We start from the raw sequence: 19,942 nt of genomic DNA, 5'->3' as shown, positions 1-19,942 counted from the left end.
AACACCGTGTATAATTAATTGCTAGGTTCTAGCCTACTTGCGAATATTCCGCAGGAATATTCACGGGTTCGTAAATGTTTGCTAACTTAGTTGCTGAACCACGCAACACCCGAGCGCAGCGAACAGACGAAGTAAACCATACACAAAACCGTTGTCATTCATTGTGACCAAACTCAACGGAAATAATAAATTGAACTAAATGAAAAACATAAAACATCTATTAATTCTGACTTCGGTAATGCTTTTATCTTCATTAACACAGCCGATTTTTGCTCAAGAAAATGACTTCATCAAAGAATATTTGGAACGATTAGAAAAATCGAAAGAATACTTAATTCTTGTAGCGGAAACAATGCCCGAAGATAAATATGAATTCAAAGCTACGCTTGAATCAATGAGTTTTTCGGAAAATTTAATGCATATTGGTTGGGCAATGGACTGGCATAGTCAATCATTAATGGCCGGACGTGAAGCAAGAGATTGGAATACAGACACAGAACTTAAAGTGGACGATAAATCGAAAAAAGAAATGATTGAAAAAATCAGCGAGACTTTTGACAAAACAATAGAATTCATCTCAAATTTTGACCCGAATAAACTTGAAGAAAGATTGGATTATTTTGGGGCGGACAGAACAAAAAGACAGATTTTATTATTGCTTGCCGACCACATAACCCACCACAGAGGACAAATGCTCGTTTATATGCGACTGAATGGACTAAAACCACCAAGATATGTTTTATACCAATAATTACTTGGAATTATAAAATCAAAATCTGAAAAAGAAAACGGACTTAAATATAAAGTGGAAAAAAACGACGAAATGGCAACAATGTATAATCGCAATTACGGCGGATTCGACTACGTCCGAATCCACACGGAATTGCTAAAGTCAGTGCTTAACCGAAAATAAATGCTAATTTAACCCGTAACTGACGGTTATACGAGACCGTAGGCACACATAAAAATAATGATTGCGATTATAAAGAAATATAAAGCGGAAATAATATTTGGAATAATTTTAATTGTTCACTTTAGCGGAATAATTAAAAATATTGAAGTTTATGAAATTGGAATTGGCGCCATAGTTGTTGCATATGGAATTTATGAAAAAATCAAAAACAGAAATAAAATGAGAAAGGAAAATATTCTCATTTTGAAAACAAATAATGCACAATACAGAAAAACCTCAAAATTAATACTTGGAATTATTGCTATAATATTTTCTGTTACAGGATTTCAATATACAGCTTTTGAAAAACCTTTTCTGACAGTACTCATAATCATTGGATTTCTTTTGGTAATTTCAAGCTTACTAACTGAAAACAGTTCTTTTATCGAAATTCTGAATAAAAGATTACGATTTGAAAATGATATCGATTTGGAAATAAGTGATATTTCTTCGATAAAATTAAGCGAATCTGAAATAATATTTAACCAAACAAATAATAAAAGCTCGAGAATAGCATGTTTGGATAATAACAAAGAAAGTATTGAGCAGATGAAAAAATACTTTGAAAAAAATTTGAATAAAATAGAGTTTGAATAAATTACGTGTGCCAACACCGTATATAATTTATTGCTAGTTCTAGCCTACTTACGAAAGTCATCGCGGACTTTCTATTTGGTTTTTATTTACTAAATTAGGTACCTAAAACACGTAACACCCGAGCGCAGCGAACAGACGAAGTAAACCATATTCAAACACGTTGTGTGCTATTTGGCTACGTTACCAATATTTGGTATATTTGAGTAAATTTATAGTCAAAATGGGAAAAAACACATCAATATCACTCGGAAATCATTTTGAGGATTTTATACGAGAAGAAGTAAACTCAGGAAGATATGGTTCGGTTAGCGAAGTAATTCGTTCCGCATTACGTTTGTTAGAACGTGAAGAAAAAAAGGAAAGAGAACTGATAAAAGCTCTCGAAGTTGGGGAAAATAGCGGATTTGTTGAAAATTTTGACCCAAAACAACATCTGAAAGAATTACATCGTAAACACTTATGAGTAAAAACAAATATCGCATAAGCCAACAAGCGATTGAGGATTTAGATAAAATTTGGATTTACACCCTTAACAAATGGTCTAAAGAACAAGCTGACAGATATTACGATGTAATAATAGCGGAAATTGAATTTATTGCGGACAACTATCTAATTGGAAAATCCGCAGAGCAAACTCGAAAAAACTATCGAGTTACTAAAATAAAATCGCATCTGATTTTTTACAGAAAATTAGACAATGAAATTGTGGAAATCGTCAGAGTATTACATCAGAGTATGGACATTAAAAAAGGTCTGAAATAAAAACAGCACACAACACGGTGTATAATTAATTGCTAGGTTCTCCCCTACTTGCAAAAATTCATTCGGAATTTTCTCTGGTCCATAAAAGTTTGCTAACTTAATTGCTGAACCACGCAACACCCGAGCGCAGCGAACACACGAAGTAAACCTTATACAAACACGTTCGTTTTAATGCAAGAGCAAGTTTGCGGAATCGAAATTTATAAAAGAATTAAACACTAATTTTTATGGAGAATAAAACAAAAATTATCAGAACTTGGAAAGGATGGACGACAATAGAAAACGCACCTATTTATGAAAATATGCTTATTAATGAAGTATTTCCAACAGTTAAAAAAAATGGAGTTGATGGGTTAGAAAAGGTGAGCATATCAACACAGAATAAAAAAAATGAGGTTGAATTCTTTATTACTCTTCAATTTGATTCTATCGATTCTGTAAAAAAGTTTGCTGGTGAAAATTATGAAACCGCATATATTCCTGAAAATGCAAAACGTGTTTTGTTGAGATATGAAAAAACAGCACAACATTATGAATTTAAAAAAGAATTAATATTGTAGTTAACAATTATCGTAATTCTGCAAGTTACGGAATTTCTTACTCAAACTCTGAATGAAAAACGGAATCGAAATTTTGAGCAAGTTTGCGGAATCAAAAAAACGGAATGAATTATAAAGCGGAATAAAGCATTAAAGCTAACACCGTGTATAATTAATTGCTTTGGCAAGTGCTTATTTGGAAAATGCCTTCGGAATTTTATCGCGTTCGTTTTTGTTTACTAAATTAGTCGCTTAAACACGCAACGAAATCATACACAAAACCGTTACCTGCAATTCTCAACCAAAGAAATGAAGTCAAAAAAGAAAGCTATATTACTAGGACTTACAATATTTACTTCATTATTCGCGAGTATGTTTCTAGCAATCATTGCATTTCAAGACATTCCAAAATATAATAAACCGTACTTATTTACCTTTGTCATTAGTGCAGTAGGAATTTTTATAGGCTATTTTATTTGGAAAAAATTAAAACCTACAATACTGAAATACAGTCAGAAAAAAAATAATGAGCAAAATTTAAGTGTATTTATTATAATAACAATTGTAGGGTTACTTCTATTTACAATAAATGAATTAAATATTTTATCAGCCTACAAAACAAACTGCGATTTATATACTATTGTTTACAAATATCGTAAAGAAAGTAGGTTTAGACAACCAGAAGTAAACACATTAGTTGTTGATATTGTAAGTAAAAATGAAACTATTGTATGCAAATATGACTTTTGGAATGAGAAAAGGATTGGAAGCCAAATTAATTTATGCTTCTATGAAGCAATTTTAGTATTTAATTACATAGAAATAAATGAATAAAAAAAGCTGCTAAGACCGTGTATAATTAATGGCTAGTTAGACTCTACTTACGAAAATTCTTACAGATTTTCTATTCGGTTTTATTTACTAAATCACGCAAAACCCGTGCACAACGAATAGACGATGTTAACCCTATTCCATCGTCTTAAAATAATGCGTAGAAAATAACAACTAAGAATTTCAATTTATAGATGTTACTAAAATTAAATAACCGAAATTTGTGTTGTTAGATGGAGAGCTAAGTTATTCAGAATTAAGCTAGTCGTTATAATATAATTTAGAATCTTAAAAAATTGACATATGCGTTTACGTACAAGTTGTGACCTAAAGTTTGAGATTTTTGAGCCCACCCCATTTATTCTTATGTTAAGGCCTCGCAGTGGTAGCCAACAATGGGTAGAAAGAGAGGACTATAAAATAACACCCAGTACACCGGTTTTCGAATTCACGGATAATTATGGCAATCTGTGTCAACGCTTAATTGCCCAACCTGGAATGTTCTCAATTTCGACGTCTTCAGAGGTTGTAACCTCTAATTTTATAGATCAAGGCTTTGGTGCACCATTTATTGAAATCCAGAATTTACCAGACTCCGTACTAAGTTATCTATTACCAAGTAGATACTGTGAGTCAGATCGTTTTAATGAAATGAGTGCAACGATTACCGAAGGCCAATTAATGGGCTACAACCAAGTGTCTACAATTACAAATTGGTTACGCCAAAACATTGAGTATCTGCCTGGCAGTAATAATCAACCTTTATCTGCCATTCAAGTTAATGATAGACAGTTTGGTGTATGTAGGGATTTGGCCCATTTGGGTATTGCGCTTTGCCGTAGTTTAAGCATTCCAGCACGTATTGTTGTTGGTTATTTACACAACTTGCAACCTATGGATATGCACGCTTGGTTTGAGGCATATATTGGTAACCGTTGGTACACGTTTGATGCCACTCAGGTAGGCTCTCCAGGAGGTTATGTTATTCTTGGTTTTGGTCGTGATGCAGCCGATGTTGCTATTTTTAATCAATTTGGCACTTTGGTTAATCCAATTGAATATCATGTTAAAGTTGAACAGCAACCTTGATCTAAATGGGAAAAGTAACGTAACGATTAAACAGAAAAAATGTAACTAACTATAATATAAATCAAATAGGATTTTACACATTTCGCACGAATAATTTAATACACAACACCACATATAACTGATGGCTAGTTCTAGCCTAATTAATAACATCCTCGCGGACAACCATATACCACCACATTCTAGGGAATACAAATTAAACCTTTCATAAAAAATATGGTCTTAATAAAAAGTGAAATTTATGAAACAGTTCGTACTACTTTTTAGCTTAGGCTTGTTTTGTCTACAATGCTCAAATACGGAAAACGATGATTTAACTAATATTCCAGATCCTGGAACTGATGTTAGGGTTGGAGAAGTGTCTATAAATTACGTAAATCCCGAAATCTCGCCAAGGGATAATTATATGGTTTGGATAGAGCTAGATACTATTAATGGCGTATCAGGAAAAGTCTGGCAATGTGGTATAGATCCAACCACTGGGGATTTAATTCCTGCAGACGGCAAAGGCTTTAATCCTTTTACTTCCAATATTTATGCACGTCCTGCAGATTGGGGTGTAGATAATTTAGGAGTATATTATGTTGGTGCGACACCCTTAGGTCAAATAAAAATGGTGCGACCAACAAGCCCTACGTCGGCAACGGTTACAAATATTGCCGCACCGATGGATAATAAACGAAGAGTATTTTACCCCTCACAACTTCCTAACGAAAACAAACGATTTGTAATTTATATATTAAATGATGTCATCAATGGGTTTTCTGCAAATTATCCGCAAAACACAAAATTTCAATTGCGCCTTCTTGATTTGGATAACCCAACAAACGACTACCTCATCGAAGAGCAACCAAGCATATATCCATTAATCGTACCGATGGATGTTATCGTTCCGAGATGGATAAAAAACAGTGGGTATCTTACTTACGGTTACAAAGATGATAATGGTGTGGTTCAAGCCAAACAATTTGATGCACTCCATCCAACTGAGGCGGCAATTCCTGTCACTAATGATCTATCTAATAAAGTAGATGGCAATACGATTATAAACACATTAAACGGAAATCAATATTTTATTAGTGGTATAAATGCAACAAACACGGCATATATTTATAAACGAACAGCTTTCGATGCTATGTTTCTTCAAGATGAAATAATTACACCCAGTTCAGTAAATCTTGAAACACCGTCCTTAAACCAATCCCACGAACCTTTCATCTTTAATGGTCAGTTGTATTCCGCCTTTCAAATTAATAACGGTGGAAATAATTTTTCAGAAACAACATTTAACCGACCTGGTGAAATTTGGTTAACAACATTAGATAACCCAAATCAACAAATGTGGTTACTTAATGAATTTGATAGTGCCTTAAACGTTTCCGAACCAGAAGCCTATAGCGGTAATGACAAAGTTTGGATATTTTATTCAGCCGCTGAACTTAATGATTCACAATCTTATATTAACAGGAAATATCAATTGCGAAGATGTGAAACCCCTATGAATTAAAGTCGTCTCAGGAAAATCTTTAAAAGCAAAACCGATAAAACTAAAACAAGTACAACCTACAACAGCGCGAATAATTCACTGCTTTTTTTAGCCTAAGTTCAAAAATTCGATCAGGTGCTCTATTCAGTAATTATTTGCTAAATTAGTGGCATAACCACGCTACACCCAATCAAAGTGAACAGACTAAATAAACTTCACTCTAGAACCAAAGGAAAATATCGAGAAATGAGGCTGAACCTGCATAGCAATATAAACAGCACCCTTTATAAAACATTCCTATTATAGGCTTTTAGAGAGGTTTTTGTATATTTACAAGGCACGTGCATAAGCCGACAACTAATGTCTTTATATTCGAGACCATTAGCGGTCATTATAGAACGAAACCAAGCCGACAGCCAATCAAACAGCCATTGATTAACAGTAAATGAAACATAAACAAAACGAAACCGATAAATTACTTCTTAAATCAGGACAAGGAAGAGTTTATAGTTGTGGGACAATGACGGCTATTTTTAAAGCAGATGAAAATGAAACCGCAGACAAATATAGCATTTCGGAATGGTGGCTTGAACCAAACTCTGATGGACCTGGTGCGCACCAACACGAAGATAATGATGAAGTGTTTTACGGACTTGAAGGTACGACTTCAATACTTGTGGACCACAACTGGATAGACGTAGAAAAAGGAACATTTTTAAGAATACCAGCCAAAACCATTCATGACTTTGCAAACAGAACAAATGAAAAATCTGGAGTCCTTAACTTTTTTATTCCCGGTGGATTTGAAAGAAATATGCCCGCAATTGTTAAATGGTTTGAAGATAACCAATAACAAATTTACAATTAACGTTTCACCACGAACCGTTAACAATGTTTATAAAAAATTGACGAAACAGTTATTAGTTCAACGCCTTTAGCTCGTATCAACCATTACACTTAACCGAAAGCTTAAGGCCTAGTAATCGCCTACGCTTCAAATACAACCACGTTATTTTTTACAACGATAGTATTATTTAAGAGTGAAAGTCAAAGAAGATTCTAAAATTAAAATATAAGGTTATTATATTCAAAATCAATCTGACAGATACCACGATTCATCTACCTAAATTGAGCTAATTATTAGCAAAAAAAGCATGAATTATATACTGTAGGCACCGCTGTATTTAATTCATAGTAAATTCTCAACAACCATCAAAAACCCTCAGAGGTTCTACACTCAATAAATCTGAGTCTATTACGTTATTATTTAGTAAATTAGGTGCTGTAAAAAATCAAACAACGTATTCTTAAAAACATTAGCTTCAGTATCATATGAATCCTATGTCTCATTTTATTAAACGAATCAATAAAGAAAATCTTTGGGACAAAACCCTGGAATTAGAGCGCAACGACTTCTTAAAAACAAGAGGAATTAGCGACACCAATATCTACTTAGTCATACATGGAAGCTTAAGAATTTTTGTGATCGACAAAAATGAAGAACACACAATTAGATTCGGTTATAAAGATAATTTAATCGCTGCTCTAGATTCTTTTTTAAATGAACAACCTTCGGATTTATATATACAAGCGCTTAAAAAAACCAAAGTAAAAGTTATTAATAAAGCGAAGTTTAAATCATTTATGACGTCGTCTCCAGAGAATCAAGACATTTGGATGTCGATTTTAGAAAATTTAGTACTACAACAAATGGAAAGAGAAAGAGACATCCTTACATCATCTCCTGTTGAACGTTACAATCGCGTTTTAAAAAGAAGCCCACAGTTATTTCAAGAAATACCTAATAAACATATTGCATCCTATCTAAGAATGACACCCGAAACATTATCAAGAATTAAAAAATCTTAATTTCAATCAATTTTTAAAACAAAATATCTATTCAAATTTGCAATAAAATAAAAACCATGGCCATAGCTTCTCAAAAATTATTGCAAAACTTATTAAAAATCACGCAAGACAACTGCACGGCTACAGAAAATTTAAAAACGGAGCCAACAGCTATATTAAATTGGAAACAAGACCCTAAGTGCTGGAGTGTCTTAGAATGCATAGAGCACTTAAATAGGTATGGCGATTTTTATTTACCAGAAATAACCACTAAAATAAAGACAGCGCAACCTAAAAGCTCAGAACTATTTAAAGGCAATTGGCTAGGATCATATTTTAGTAAATCGGTGTCCTACTCCGAGACCTTAAATAAAATGAAAACGTTTAAATCTATGAACCCTTTAAATTCTGAACTAAATAGTCAGACCTTAGAAAAGTTTATAAACCAGCAACATCAAATCATCGGGCTTTTAGAACAATCAAAAAACATCAATCTAGACAAAACCAAAACTGCTATTTCAATTTCAACATTAATTAAACTAAGATTGGGAGACACATTTAAAGTGCTTGTATATCATAACGAAAGGCACATCAAACAAGCAGAACAGACATTAAAAAAAGCTGTAATTAATAACCTTTAGAAACTTCACCTTAGTATAGTAAACCTAATAAAAATCAATCAATGACAACAGCCAATAAACACGTATTTCTATCCGCATTATTCTTAGCAGTCTATGTAATAATCGAGTTTACAGAAATTTTTGGTGATCCAACATGGTTTAAATTTTTTCTAATTATAACCGGTGTCACATTTCTAATTAGTGGCGTGTCACAAAAAATAAAGAATCAAAAAAAGTGAACAATTTTACAGAAGCAGAAAAACAAATTATAACCGTGTTATCATGGTTTAGAACACGGTATGCGTTGTTTTTAAATTTAGATATAAACAGACCCGCTGATAGAAAAAACCTTGAAGACTTCGGAAACATTTGGATTGGTAATTTTAAATGTAATTGGCAAAGCGCTTTTAGCGCACTTGTAAAAAAAGAAATCTTAGTATGTGCTCAGGGAGAATATCAATTTACAGCTAAAGGGGAGAACATAAAAAAACAAATAGAAGCTAAAACACCTTTTTTTAAGTACGAGTACGATTACTTTTTTGATTCAGAAAAAAAGAGCCATGCCCATACTCTATTCTGTAAACAAGTATATGGCAAAGATTTGTCACAACATGGACTTATAGATATGAAAGAACTTTCTATCCTCATTGAAAAATTAAACACCCAACAACCTAAAACGATTGCTGACGTTGGCTGCGGCAACGGTAAAATAACGGAATATCTTTCACAACAAATACAAGCACATATAACTGGTATTGACATTTCGCATCAAGGTATAAAACTGGCAAATCAACGAACAGAAGGAAACAACGCACTGCTGTTCAAAGAAGGAAACTTAAATCATATAGATTTCACCAACACTTATGATGCCATCTTATTTTTAGACACACTTTATTATGCAGATAATTTACAAGACACCATAGAAAAAGCGATGAATGGGTTAACAAAAAATGGCCATTTATACGTCTACTTTTCGCAATGGATAATGGACACGGCATATACAGACACCCTTAAACCTAATAATACCCATTTAGCAAAAGTACTAGCCAATTTAGGATTAAACTATGCATTTACAGACCTAAGCATTTCAGGAATCAACCATTGGAAAAAGAAACTAAAAACACTAGTCGCTATGAAAACCGACTTTGCAAATGAGGACAATATAGACCTTTGGAACTATCGCCACCGGGAAGCCTTTAGGTATGCCAATTGGGGAGACCATAAATATGCGAGATACTTATATGACGTCAAAAAATAAACAGAGACAATAAAACTAATGTTTAAAAACCGATGTAAAGTCACGTGTATAAATACCCAAACGCTCCATAACGTTACAAACTTATAATGACAAATAAAATGCGGATGATCACAAGCAAAAACTAACCATCAAACACATATAATAATCAATTAAAATAAAAATCTTACTAAATGAAAAAAACAAATTTAATCATAGCTATACTTATCATTTATAGTCTATTCAGCTGTAATGAGAAGGTGTCCACTGAAGATCTAAAAAGATTTGTTCCTACAGAAAAGTACCCTGCAGATGTATTTTTAGATACAGTCAGTAATAAACGTGCCGTTATTATAGTAGCACATGATGATGATGACTGCGCAATGTCTGGGACAATTGCCAAGCTTAAAGTAAATGGCTGGAAAATTAAACAACTAAGTCTGCAAAGTCATATTATCGAAAAAACAGGGAAAAATCCAGCAGATATTATTTGTGAAGGTAATGAACGTCTTCTAAAAGATGGTTTATATCGTATCGGCTTAGACACCATAAAAAATCAATATCTACCTATACCCTATCAAGATATTAGCGCGCAATTTCTTACCAAAAAAGTTGCTACTGCCATTTTAAACAAAGTAAATGAATTTAAGCCATCGGTTATTTTTACGCTCGACAATGTGAAAGGTGGCTATGGACACCCCGACCATATATTTATTAGCCAATTAGTCAAGGACCTTTTTGAAAATGGAGCGTTAGAAATAGAAAAGATATACCAATCCGTATATACAGACCACATGGAACGAGAAATTGTTGATAATTGGTTAGGTGCAAAAATGAAAAAATGGGGATACCCTAGCCCAAGTGATATGGCTAATAAGATGTATGGAATTGATGGTATGCCTGAGCCAACAGTTCAGATCAACATTGCAGATGTTGCTAGAATGAAAATGGATTACCTCAGAGCCTACGACGAGGATGTAAGGAAAAATCTTAGAAAATTTATTCCGTATTACGAAATCTTTGATGCAAAGACATATTTTGAAATTTTTGATAAAGAATTTTTTAGAGTATTAGAAAAATCCAACCACCAATAAATCCGATAACGATAGGTATAGCTTAACCCATAAGACTATTTTTTATTTCTATTTTTTTTGGGTTAGATAAAAGTAAAAAGACTGCAAAAAAACAAAGAATTAAGTAAAAACAATCAATTGTTAATGAGTTAACATTTAAAAAAGAGCATAGTAGCTTTTAAGGGTTATGAAATTTCTATAAACCACTACAAACATTTCAAAACCGCAATCCCAACACTATCTTTAGCATTTAAAACATACAAAGCCCCATCAACCTCCTGATAAAACCGCACACCAAGCACACAGAGCGCTGTACCAAGACCACTAGGCAAAGTAGTAGGCTCTAAAGTCACCGTAGAACCAGCATAAGAACGATCTAAAACCAAAGGAGGAGCCAAATGCAAGGCATAATTCAAATGCTCAAAATCAAAATCCAAAACACCATAAGTCAGCGCCATATGAGTAGCACCATCCGCAAAGCCCACCTGCGCTATGTTAAAATCAGAAATGGTCAACGTATAATCCGTAGTAGTAATACCAAACTCAAAAGGCAAAACCTGCCCTACCTTGCAAGCTGGCGTATAGCTAAACTGCTCTAATAATTGCAGCCCTTGCGCCTGCCCTATACCTTCAGCAACAAGTCGTTTACCGCGTTTGTTGATCGTATCTAAAGCCTTAATACGCGTAAACAAGCCCATCAAACGACTATGAAAATGCGTAAACGTGTAACCCCTATAAAACGGAACCAAAGCAGATCTAAAAGTTTTATTCACCGCAGAACAATGCCCAAACTCATTGGCATTCTCACGCACGCGTTCCATACTAGCTTTCGTCTTTATCCGTTTTCTAGTAAACCCACCACCCGCTCGTCGTGCAATCGGTTTGCCATGCAAATAATAAAAATTAATACCATTTAATGTCCCTACTAAAGGGATAATCCCGGTCTGTTGTGCCATAGTACCATATTTTAAGTTAAACGCCTACAATCCAGCAATATACAAAAAATTATAATACAGGTTATAGCGTGGTTATAGCATGCTTATAAAATGCTTAAAACAAGCTTATAGCATGTCTGAAGTCAAATGAGACCAAAGCATACAACGTATAGTAATAAAAAATCGATTTATTGACTTAAGTCAAATAATCTGATTTTAGACAGTATTAGTTTTGCCTATCAATAATAAAAACAAAAATGGTACTTACAGAAATAGAGACGTTAACAACATTTAATAAAGACAGTCAACATCGGTTAGAAAAAGCCCTAATACACCTACAAAACGGAAATGGAATAATCCTAATGGATGATGAAGACAGAGAAAATGAAGGAGATTTAATATTCTCTGCGCATCACATGACGAATAACCAAATGGCACTCATGATTAGAAAATGCAGTGGTATTGTCTGTCTTTGTTTACCGAATAAAAAAGCAGATGCGTTAGAATTACCTTATATGGTCAAAGAAAACACCAGTAGTTATCAAACCCCTTTTACCATTTCAATTGAAGCAAAAGAAGGCGTTACTACAGGGGTTTCTGCTAAAGATAGGCTAACAACCATTAAAGCAGCTTGTAAAGAAAATGCGACAAGCAACGATTTAGCAAAACCCGGTCATATCTTTCCTTTAAGAGCGAAAAACAATGGTGTTTTTGAAAGAAAAGGACATACGGAAGGAAGCGTAGATTTAATGAAATTAGCAGGCTTACAACCAGAAGCTGTACTGTGTGAATTAATGAACGATGATGGAACCATGGCAAAAATGAATACCATTTTAGACTTTGCAGATGAGCATAATTTAATAGTACTATCTATTCAAGATATTATTCATTATCGTAAATTTGTAAGAGACTACAAATAGATGACAGACACTATAGAACTCACTAATTTCATAAAAAAGAATATAAATATTGATGATGAAGATTTAACAATCGTGTTGTCTTATTTTAAAACAATTAAAAAAAAGAAAAACGATATTTTGCTGTCCCATGGAAAGAATAGTCAGGTGAGTTATTTCGTAAGAAAAGGCTGTTTAAGGCTTTTTTACATCAATGAGGAAGGAAAAGACGTCACGCGTTACATCGCCTTCGAAAATCAATTTGCGACAGAACTAGTAAGTTTCATTACCAATGAACCTGCACAAGAAACAATTCAGGTGATTGAAAACAGTGAACTTCTTTACATCACCCACGATGATTTTAGACATCTTATGACCATTGTTCCTAAATGGAAAGATTTTTATAGCATCTATTTAGAAAAAGCTTATGTCAATAATGCGAAGAGATTAATCTCTTTTACCACACTAGATGCCTCAGAAAGATACAAGCAATTATTCAAGATCAATCCAAACATTGTGAAGCGTTTACCAAACAAAATTGTAGCCTCTTATATCAATATATCACATGAAACATTAAGCAGAATCAAGTCTAAAATTTGACACTAAAATTTATAAAACATGAAATACGCCGTATTACTCCCATTATTCTTACTACAAATGATTGTTCATGCACAATCGACTGATACCCTTACCAGCATTGAAAAAGTGGATGACAAGTTGTTATTAACCATCTTTCTTAAACACGATCAAAGTATGAATTTAAATGAGATTGAAAAGATAAAAACCGATCAAGCATTTTATGAAAATTTCCCATCAGAAGGTGTATCAGTTGTGGATTGGTATGTGGTAATGGGAATTGGTCAGATGGTAGTATTAGAACTGCCTGCTTCCAAATTAAGAACGGTGAATGTGGCGCTTGAGAAAACGGCTTGGAAAGCTTTTAAAACAGAATTTTATACCACGTATAATTTGTATCCTATCATAGAACACAAATTGAAAAACAAGTCAAAAGTGACGCTAGATGCAACACCCAGTTCTGAAAAAGAAGATGACAAATTGTTATTAACCGTCTTTCTTAAACACGATCAAAGTATAACTCTAAATGAGATTGAAAAAATAAGAACAGATCAAGGCTTTTATGAAAATATCCCTCCAGAAGGGACTTCTGTAGTGAATTGGTTTGTGGTTATGGGACTTGGTCAAATGGTGGTATTAGAACTTCCTGCCTCAAAATTATCAGCTGTGAATTTAGCAATTGAAAGAACCGCTTGGAAAGCTTTTACAACAGAAATTTATCCAACGTACAACCTATATCCTTTCATTGAAAATAAATTAAAGAATAAATCAAAAGTAGAACACTAGAATTTTAGTAACCATTAACAATCAAAAAAATAAAATCATTGAATAAACAACAGCAAGTCATAAATGAAATCGAGAAAACCATTAATAATTTGCTCGCAACGGTCACAGCCATTGAGTCAGCGTTAAAGAACAATGACTATTCACATGAATTAGGATTAGGAACAGCTCAACTATTAAAACACTTCTAACTAGACTAATGACACCATCACATCAGCATTACGCCATTGAAGACACGACGCGTTCACCACAGGCACATTGGTTATCTAACTTACTTAATGGCGCCTATAAATTACCAGAAATAGAAGGCAAACGAGGGGCTCTATTTTCAAATTCTGTTTTAGAAAAATATATTGAAGAGGAAGAAAAGCACGATAATTTTGAGTTAACATCAGGACTGAACAGAAGCCTTAGAACATTATCTTCAGGTGAGCAAAAAAAAGCATTGCTGTCACATTTACTTCAACAAAAACCAGATTTCATCGTCTTAAATAATCCTTACGAAGCGCTAGATAAAGCGTCTGTATCCGTATTAAAAGAAGAATTAATGTCGTTGTCTAAAAGCATGCCTATTGTATTAATTTTCAACAGGCAAGATGATCTGTTACCCGTAATGACACATGTCATTACATTTGAAAATACAGAGCTTAAAGCCGTGGTACCTATTGAAAACTACTCTTTTAAAAGAAGTACGTTCGTTTTTGATAAAGTCATCCCTTCGGCGATAACAACCTACTCCAATATTCCAGAAGTGCTCATAGAACTTAAGAATGTCAATGTGCATTATGAGGATCGTTCCATTCTAAAAGATATCAACTGGACCATCAAAAAAAAGGAATTCTGGCATTTAATAGGCCCAAATGGCTCTGGAAAAACCACCTTACTTTCAATGATTTATGGAAACAACACCAAAGGGTATGGTCAAGAGCTATATCTCTTTGGTCAAAAAAAAGGTTCTGGTGAAAGCGTTTGGGATATCAAACAAAAAATCGGCTATATTAGCCCTGCCATGTTAGAATTATTTAAACGTAGCTATACTGTAGAGCAAATGATTATTTCGGGCTTTTATGATAGTATTGGCTTATATCAAACACCGTCGACTGCACAAATACGTGCCGCTGCTCAGTGGATGAACGTCTTAAATTTAAGCGACCAAAAAAACACCTCGTTTCTCAAATTATCGCCAGCTGTTCAACGCTTAATATTAATTGCAAGAGCGATGATTAAGCATCCGCCTTTATTGATTTTAGATGAACCATTAATTAATGTAGATGATGAAGGCAGAGCACTTATTTCCACGTTAATAAACAAAATTGCCAAAGAAAGTGAGACCAGTATCTTATTTGTGGCCCATCGTGATGAGGCTAACATCCATCCTGATTTTATCTATGAACTTCAACCCTCGTCAAATGGTTCTGTTGGTATACCAAAATAACATTTATCGCGGTTTTGGGGAGCCAGTTTGTTATACTGTAGTCAATTCCGTATTCACTTGCTAAATTACAAGCTTAACCACACAACTAATATTATGTAACAATGTTAAACTCTCCTAGCCTATAAAATTAAAGGAATAAAAAAAGCTTTAGTAATTTGTGAAAAGGGAGTGCATTAGTATGTAACTAGCTCATCTTCTAGATGGGGATAAATAACTAAAAAGTGTTACCTGTTTTTTAAGAGGGACATAAGCTGTTTAATGATTGATATAACGAGTTGGCAACAAGCTGAAAGAAGAACCTCACTTTACTATAAGTTAATTTTAAAAAACAAACTCCTAATCTAAAATATTAAAAGAAACTTTCAACTTATTTTTTTTTACAACATTTATAACATACAGACCTGTCTGTGCGTTAAAATACCCTATATTTGCAAAAAAATTTGAAAAATATGATTTCCGCAAGAGAAAGAATAATAGATATTACTGCCAATTTATTCCATTATCAAGGGTATAACAAAACAGGCATTAACCAAATAATAGAAGAGGCAAAAGTAGCCAAAGCAACTTTTTACTACCATTTTAAATCAAAAGATGATTTATGTGTTGAATTCTTGAATAACAGACATAATTATTGGGTTAGTGAACTGCATAAATTCACATCTGAGTATAATAATCCAAAGGATAAAATATTAAATTCTTTTAATTTTTTGATTTTTATGAATAAGAGAGAAAACTATAGAGGTTGTAGTTTTTTAAATATTATTTCAGAGATATCAGAAGAGCAAGAAGAAATACGCAGAGCTATTCAAAATAGTAAAACCGATTTAAGAAACTACTTTAGAGAACATATAAAAGATGAACTATTAGCGGATCATATTTATTTACTGTTTGAAAGTTCAATTATAGAAAGTCAGATATTTAAATCAAACGAACTCATCGAAAAGTCAAGATCAATAACAGAAAGATTAATTACAAATATTTAAACTAAACTTTTCTTCGTCTTTAATTCGCATTGAAAAATGCAAAACAAAAAATAAGCTATTCATAACCATGAAATTTATAAAAACGCTTTTATTCCTATCTATCATTTTTATTTCAAATGAAAGTTCGGCCCAATTAATACAAAATAACTTTACAGAGCAACCCATAGGCCAAACAATCACACCTAGCTACTCTATTGACAAATATAATCTAGTATTAGATAGTGAAGCTAATAAAATTGTAGCAGGTACATTTGAAGGGGTTGCTGTCGATTTTCCTAATGGCACACAACAAACTAGCGACAGTAATAAAAATATATTAATTGCTAAGTATGATAACAATGATAATTTACTTTGGTTAAAAAACGTGGGAGGTACAAACTTCTATAGTGAAAGCGGTATATTTCCAGGGCTTTATAATCATGATACATCTGTTCCTGTTAATGATATAGCATATGATGTTGTTGTGGATGATGATGACAATATTTATGTTACAGGTCAAATAAATCCGAGTTTCCAAAACATAGATTTTGACCTAGAGAACCCAGAGACACCCTCTTTTTTAGATTTTTTAACCTATAGCGGTGATGCTTGGGGTTATAGTGGATCAAACTTCTTATTCCTTGTTAAATACAGTTCTAATGGTGAATATTTATGGTCTAAGGTATTATATAACAAATCAAATTTAGTAGACCTTAATTTGAGTTTAGTTGATGAAAAAATTTATCTAAGTGGGAACGTTTACTACTCTGTTATTGGGGGTGATTATGACTTTGATTTTGACATAGATAATAATTACAATGATGATAGAGATATTATAAATTTCTCATTTGCAGGTACTGGTTTTCTTACTGAATACAATAAGAATGGTGATTTTTTAAACACCCTAAAAATAGGAGGACTTGATGCAAATAATTTCTACTATCATGGCATTAATTCTATTCAGAATACGATTACAAATGAAAATAAATACGTAGCCATAACATTTAGTGGTACTATATCTCTAGAAGAAAATGGACAATTGTACGAGTCACAAGGGTATTTTGAGTTTATAAGCCAAAAACCAGATATTTGCTTAGTTAAATATAATGGCGATAATGTAACCCAGTGGGTAAAGCATATTTCTGGTGAAAATATTCATAGTAGAGAAATAAAGAGCGATAGTCAAGGTAATGTCTACGTAGTCGGATATTTTGAAGGAAGTAGCGTTGATTTTGATCCTGACTATAATGATGTTTCAGACGTTTTAACTTCTAGTACAGGAAATACCTCTGCATTTATAGCAAAATATAATCCAGAAGGAAAGCTAATGTGGGTGAAAGATATTACAGGCATAGGACTTAATACGGCTTATAACACGATTGCATTTTCAGATAATCATATATATGTAGGTGGGCAATTCACAGGGCAAACAAGAACCTTTGGAGCATCTGTAATAGAAGGCACCAATGAACGTGTTGGCTTTATTGCTATTTATGATTTTGAGGGAGAAGAAATAGAATTTTTAGCTATAAACACTATCAATAATTCCGCAATTCAAGACATGGCTATTGTAAATAATTATATCTATACAACAGGCAAAACTTTTGTTACTTCTGGTGCTGGTCACTCACTTAAAAGTTATTTTTTAAACGAATTTGAAATAACAAATGATTTATTATCCATAGAAGATTTAGTAGATTCTAATTTAGTTATCAAAGTATATCCCAACCCAGCAAGTCAAAAACTATATATTTCTACCAGTACTACAGAGATATCAACCGTCGAAATATTCAACAGTTTAGGACAACGCGTTATGTCTTTAAAACCTAATAGTTTTAACTATTCTATCGACATAAGTACACTTACTCGTGGTCTTTATTTTGTAAAAGTAAATGATGCTATTTTTAGACAAATAATTAAACAACAAAATTAACATTTATTGGTAATAAATTTTAGACTAGATCTTACTAAACTTTAACGGCAATAATGATTTTTCTATTTTATTTAAGAGAAAGTATTTATAAAAAAATGAAAATCTCATTATGTATAAAAAAACAAGTTGCCAACAAAATGTATAAAATATATCTAGTAATCGCTAAAACCAAAGTTTTGTGATTATTTATAAAGTCCGCCAAATATAAAATTTAGCTTTTGACGGAAAAATGAAAGTGAAAAATTTATATTTAGCTATGTTTTAAATCGAAACGGAAGTGTTTTTAATACGCTACATTTCATACACAAAACCGTTAGCAACACTCCTATACGAACATTCGAACTAAATAACATACATTCGGAAAATATTATTTGAATTTCATAACTTTGTTAAATGAAATCAAAAGAAACGATTGAGGACTTTTACGCTCAACATAATCAGAAAAAAAAGGACAGTTCAATATTCATAGGCGTGAGGAATTTGCTTGCGACTCAACTTCTTTACCGACCAACCGAAGGGATTTTTACAAAATTTCCCTAATTTTAAACGGAGAAGGAACAATATCTTCCGCAGGACAATCTATTAACATAAAAGGTATTACAATAACTTTTATGAATCCACTTTTCCATATTCGTGGGAACCGAAATCGACAAATCAAACAGATTATAGGGTGGTAATAGCATGCTAATAGTATGGTTAAATAACCTTATAACCTGTTAGATTCAGCATAAAACAAGACTTAACACGTCGAAAACACTAATAAAGCACGCTCCAAACTTTAATTACAAAACAAATGACATCAAAAAAAGCCATAATAAGCTAATTTTTAAACTCAGTTTTTAATTTATGGAAACGTACGCATTAACTTAAAAGTTCAACAAGTTCAGTAAATTTCTTGTCTTTAGCATAGTCTAAAGCTGTTTTACCAGCTGTATCTGTAATACTAGTATCTGCCTTATGTTCTAAAAGCAATTTTACAATATCTATTTTGTTGTACTGGGTAGCAAAACTTAGAGCCGTAGTTCCATCTTTGTTAACTGCATTAATATCTGCACCATTTGCTAATAATGTCGTTGCTAAGGACGTATTTCCTTTGAAGCTTACACCAATCAACGCTGTATTACCTGAGCCATCTTTAGCATTAAGTTCTGCATTATTCTCAATAAGAAGGCTTGTCGCTTCTTCATTGTCAAAATACGTTGCTAAAATAAGTGGTGTAAACCCACGAGCATCTTTCTCATTGATCAATTTAGGATTTATACACATCAGTGCTTTCAACCGATCCTTATCACCTACTTTAATGGCTTCAAAGAAAACATCTGTATCTTTTTTCATAATTTATAATGTTTTAAATAAAAAGGAATGCACGTTTTAAAGTCCATTCCTTTTCAAAA

Annotated in this window: 22 protein-coding genes; 20 read left to right on the top strand and 2 right to left on the bottom strand. The window is 32.9% G+C overall.

Going from position 1 to position 19,942, the window contains the following annotated elements:
• Nucleotides 1–199 precede the first annotated feature (199 nt).
• The 13 genes from KO515_RS02575 to KO515_RS02515 all read left to right on the top strand — a co-directional run bounded on the left by KO515_RS02575 (nucleotide 200) and on the right by KO515_RS02515 (nucleotide 11,049).
• Nucleotides 200–751 (top strand): DinB family protein, encoded by a 552-nt coding sequence (locus KO515_RS02575; protein ID WP_215934821.1) that lies wholly within the window; start codon nucleotides 200–202, stop codon nucleotides 749–751.
• 219 nt (nucleotides 752–970) lie between these two features.
• On the top strand, nucleotides 971–1,549 hold the full coding sequence (locus KO515_RS02570) for a hypothetical protein (protein ID WP_215934820.1): 579 nt from the start codon (nucleotides 971–973) through the stop codon (nucleotides 1,547–1,549).
• Between the two features lie 220 nt (nucleotides 1,550–1,769).
• Nucleotides 1,770–2,012 carry a type II toxin-antitoxin system ParD family antitoxin gene (locus KO515_RS02565; RefSeq protein ID WP_028284019.1) on the top strand — a complete coding sequence of 81 codons (243 nt, stop codon included), beginning with the start codon at nucleotides 1,770–1,772 and terminating at the stop codon, nucleotides 2,010–2,012.
• The gene (locus tag KO515_RS02560) at nucleotides 2,009–2,311 is read left to right on the top strand and encodes a type II toxin-antitoxin system RelE/ParE family toxin (protein ID WP_215934819.1); all 303 of its coding nucleotides are present in this window, start codon (nucleotides 2,009–2,011) and stop codon (nucleotides 2,309–2,311) included. Before KO515_RS02565 ends, KO515_RS02560 begins: the two co-directional genes overlap by 4 nt.
• 227 nt (nucleotides 2,312–2,538) lie before the next feature.
• Nucleotides 2,539–2,871, top strand: coding sequence for an antibiotic biosynthesis monooxygenase (locus KO515_RS02555; protein ID WP_215934818.1), 333 nt, complete (start codon nucleotides 2,539–2,541; stop codon nucleotides 2,869–2,871).
• 288 nt (nucleotides 2,872–3,159) lie between these two features.
• On the top strand, nucleotides 3,160–3,684 hold the full coding sequence (locus KO515_RS02550) for a hypothetical protein (RefSeq protein ID WP_215934817.1): 525 nt from the start codon (nucleotides 3,160–3,162) through the stop codon (nucleotides 3,682–3,684).
• Nucleotides 3,685–3,984: 300 nt separating this feature from the next.
• Nucleotides 3,985–4,770: a transglutaminase domain-containing protein gene (locus KO515_RS02545; protein ID WP_215934816.1), complete on the top strand. Its 786-nt coding sequence runs from the start codon at nucleotides 3,985–3,987 to the stop codon at nucleotides 4,768–4,770.
• 238 nt (nucleotides 4,771–5,008) lie between these two features.
• Nucleotides 5,009–6,274 (top strand): hypothetical protein, encoded by a 1,266-nt coding sequence (locus KO515_RS02540; RefSeq protein WP_215934815.1) that lies wholly within the window; start codon nucleotides 5,009–5,011, stop codon nucleotides 6,272–6,274.
• Between the two features lie 424 nt (nucleotides 6,275–6,698).
• Nucleotides 6,699–7,106 carry a cupin domain-containing protein gene (locus tag KO515_RS02535; RefSeq protein WP_215934814.1) on the top strand — a complete coding sequence of 136 codons (408 nt, stop codon included), beginning with the start codon at nucleotides 6,699–6,701 and terminating at the stop codon, nucleotides 7,104–7,106.
• Nucleotides 7,107–7,585: 479 nt separating this feature from the next.
• Nucleotides 7,586–8,122 (top strand): Crp/Fnr family transcriptional regulator, encoded by a 537-nt coding sequence (locus tag KO515_RS02530; RefSeq protein WP_215934813.1) that lies wholly within the window; start codon nucleotides 7,586–7,588, stop codon nucleotides 8,120–8,122.
• Nucleotides 8,123–8,178: 56 nt separating this feature from the next.
• A complete protein-coding gene (locus tag KO515_RS02525) occupies nucleotides 8,179–8,742 on the top strand; it encodes a DinB family protein (RefSeq protein ID WP_252723763.1) in 564 nt (187 codons plus the stop codon).
• A 214-nt stretch (nucleotides 8,743–8,956) separates the two neighbouring features.
• The gene (locus tag KO515_RS18905) at nucleotides 8,957–9,979 is read left to right on the top strand and encodes a class I SAM-dependent methyltransferase (RefSeq protein ID WP_215934812.1); all 1,023 of its coding nucleotides are present in this window, start codon (nucleotides 8,957–8,959) and stop codon (nucleotides 9,977–9,979) included.
• 170 nt (nucleotides 9,980–10,149) lie between these two features.
• Entirely contained in the window at nucleotides 10,150–11,049 is a 900-nt protein-coding gene (locus tag KO515_RS02515) for a PIG-L deacetylase family protein (protein WP_215934811.1), read from the top strand.
• A 185-nt stretch (nucleotides 11,050–11,234) separates the two neighbouring features.
• On the opposite strand, the gene KO515_RS02510 is transcribed toward KO515_RS02515, so the two are convergent.
• On the bottom strand, nucleotides 11,235–11,984 hold the full coding sequence (locus KO515_RS02510; RefSeq protein ID WP_215934810.1) for a hypothetical protein: 750 nt from the start codon (nucleotides 11,982–11,984) through the stop codon (nucleotides 11,235–11,237).
• Between the two features lie 236 nt (nucleotides 11,985–12,220).
• On the opposite strand from KO515_RS02510, the gene ribB reads away from it, so the two are divergent.
• The 7 genes from ribB (at nucleotide 12,221) to KO515_RS02475 (ending at nucleotide 18,548) form a co-directional block, all read left to right on the top strand.
• Nucleotides 12,221–12,883: a 3,4-dihydroxy-2-butanone-4-phosphate synthase gene (ribB, locus tag KO515_RS02505; protein ID WP_215934809.1), complete on the top strand. Its 663-nt coding sequence runs from the start codon at nucleotides 12,221–12,223 to the stop codon at nucleotides 12,881–12,883.
• A complete protein-coding gene (locus KO515_RS02500) occupies nucleotides 12,884–13,459 on the top strand; it encodes a Crp/Fnr family transcriptional regulator (protein ID WP_215934808.1) in 576 nt (191 codons plus the stop codon).
• Between the two features lie 18 nt (nucleotides 13,460–13,477).
• Entirely contained in the window at nucleotides 13,478–14,221 is a 744-nt protein-coding gene (locus tag KO515_RS02495; protein ID WP_215934807.1) for a hypothetical protein, read from the top strand.
• 38 nt (nucleotides 14,222–14,259) lie between these two features.
• Nucleotides 14,260–14,409, top strand: coding sequence for a hypothetical protein (locus KO515_RS02490; protein ID WP_215934806.1), 150 nt, complete (start codon nucleotides 14,260–14,262; stop codon nucleotides 14,407–14,409).
• 8 nt (nucleotides 14,410–14,417) lie between these two features.
• Nucleotides 14,418–15,653 carry an ATP-binding cassette domain-containing protein gene (locus KO515_RS02485; protein ID WP_215934805.1) on the top strand — a complete coding sequence of 412 codons (1,236 nt, stop codon included), beginning with the start codon at nucleotides 14,418–14,420 and terminating at the stop codon, nucleotides 15,651–15,653.
• Nucleotides 15,654–16,102: 449 nt separating this feature from the next.
• Nucleotides 16,103–16,636, top strand: coding sequence for a TetR/AcrR family transcriptional regulator (locus KO515_RS02480; protein ID WP_215934804.1), 534 nt, complete (start codon nucleotides 16,103–16,105; stop codon nucleotides 16,634–16,636).
• Between the two features lie 67 nt (nucleotides 16,637–16,703).
• Nucleotides 16,704–18,548 (top strand): T9SS type A sorting domain-containing protein, encoded by a 1,845-nt coding sequence (locus KO515_RS02475; RefSeq protein ID WP_215934803.1) that lies wholly within the window; start codon nucleotides 16,704–16,706, stop codon nucleotides 18,546–18,548.
• Nucleotides 18,549–19,409: 861 nt separating this feature from the next.
• Here KO515_RS02475 and KO515_RS02470 read toward each other — a convergent pair.
• Nucleotides 19,410–19,883: an ankyrin repeat domain-containing protein gene (locus tag KO515_RS02470; protein WP_215934802.1), complete on the bottom strand. Its 474-nt coding sequence runs from the start codon at nucleotides 19,881–19,883 to the stop codon at nucleotides 19,410–19,412.
• Between the last annotated feature and the right edge of the window lie 59 nt (nucleotides 19,884–19,942).

The organism is Winogradskyella psychrotolerans, from assembly GCF_018860545.1.
Taxonomy (GTDB): Bacteria; Bacteroidota; Bacteroidia; order Flavobacteriales; family Flavobacteriaceae; genus Winogradskyella; species Winogradskyella psychrotolerans_A.
This window is presented reverse-complemented; position numbering and strand designations above follow the sequence as displayed.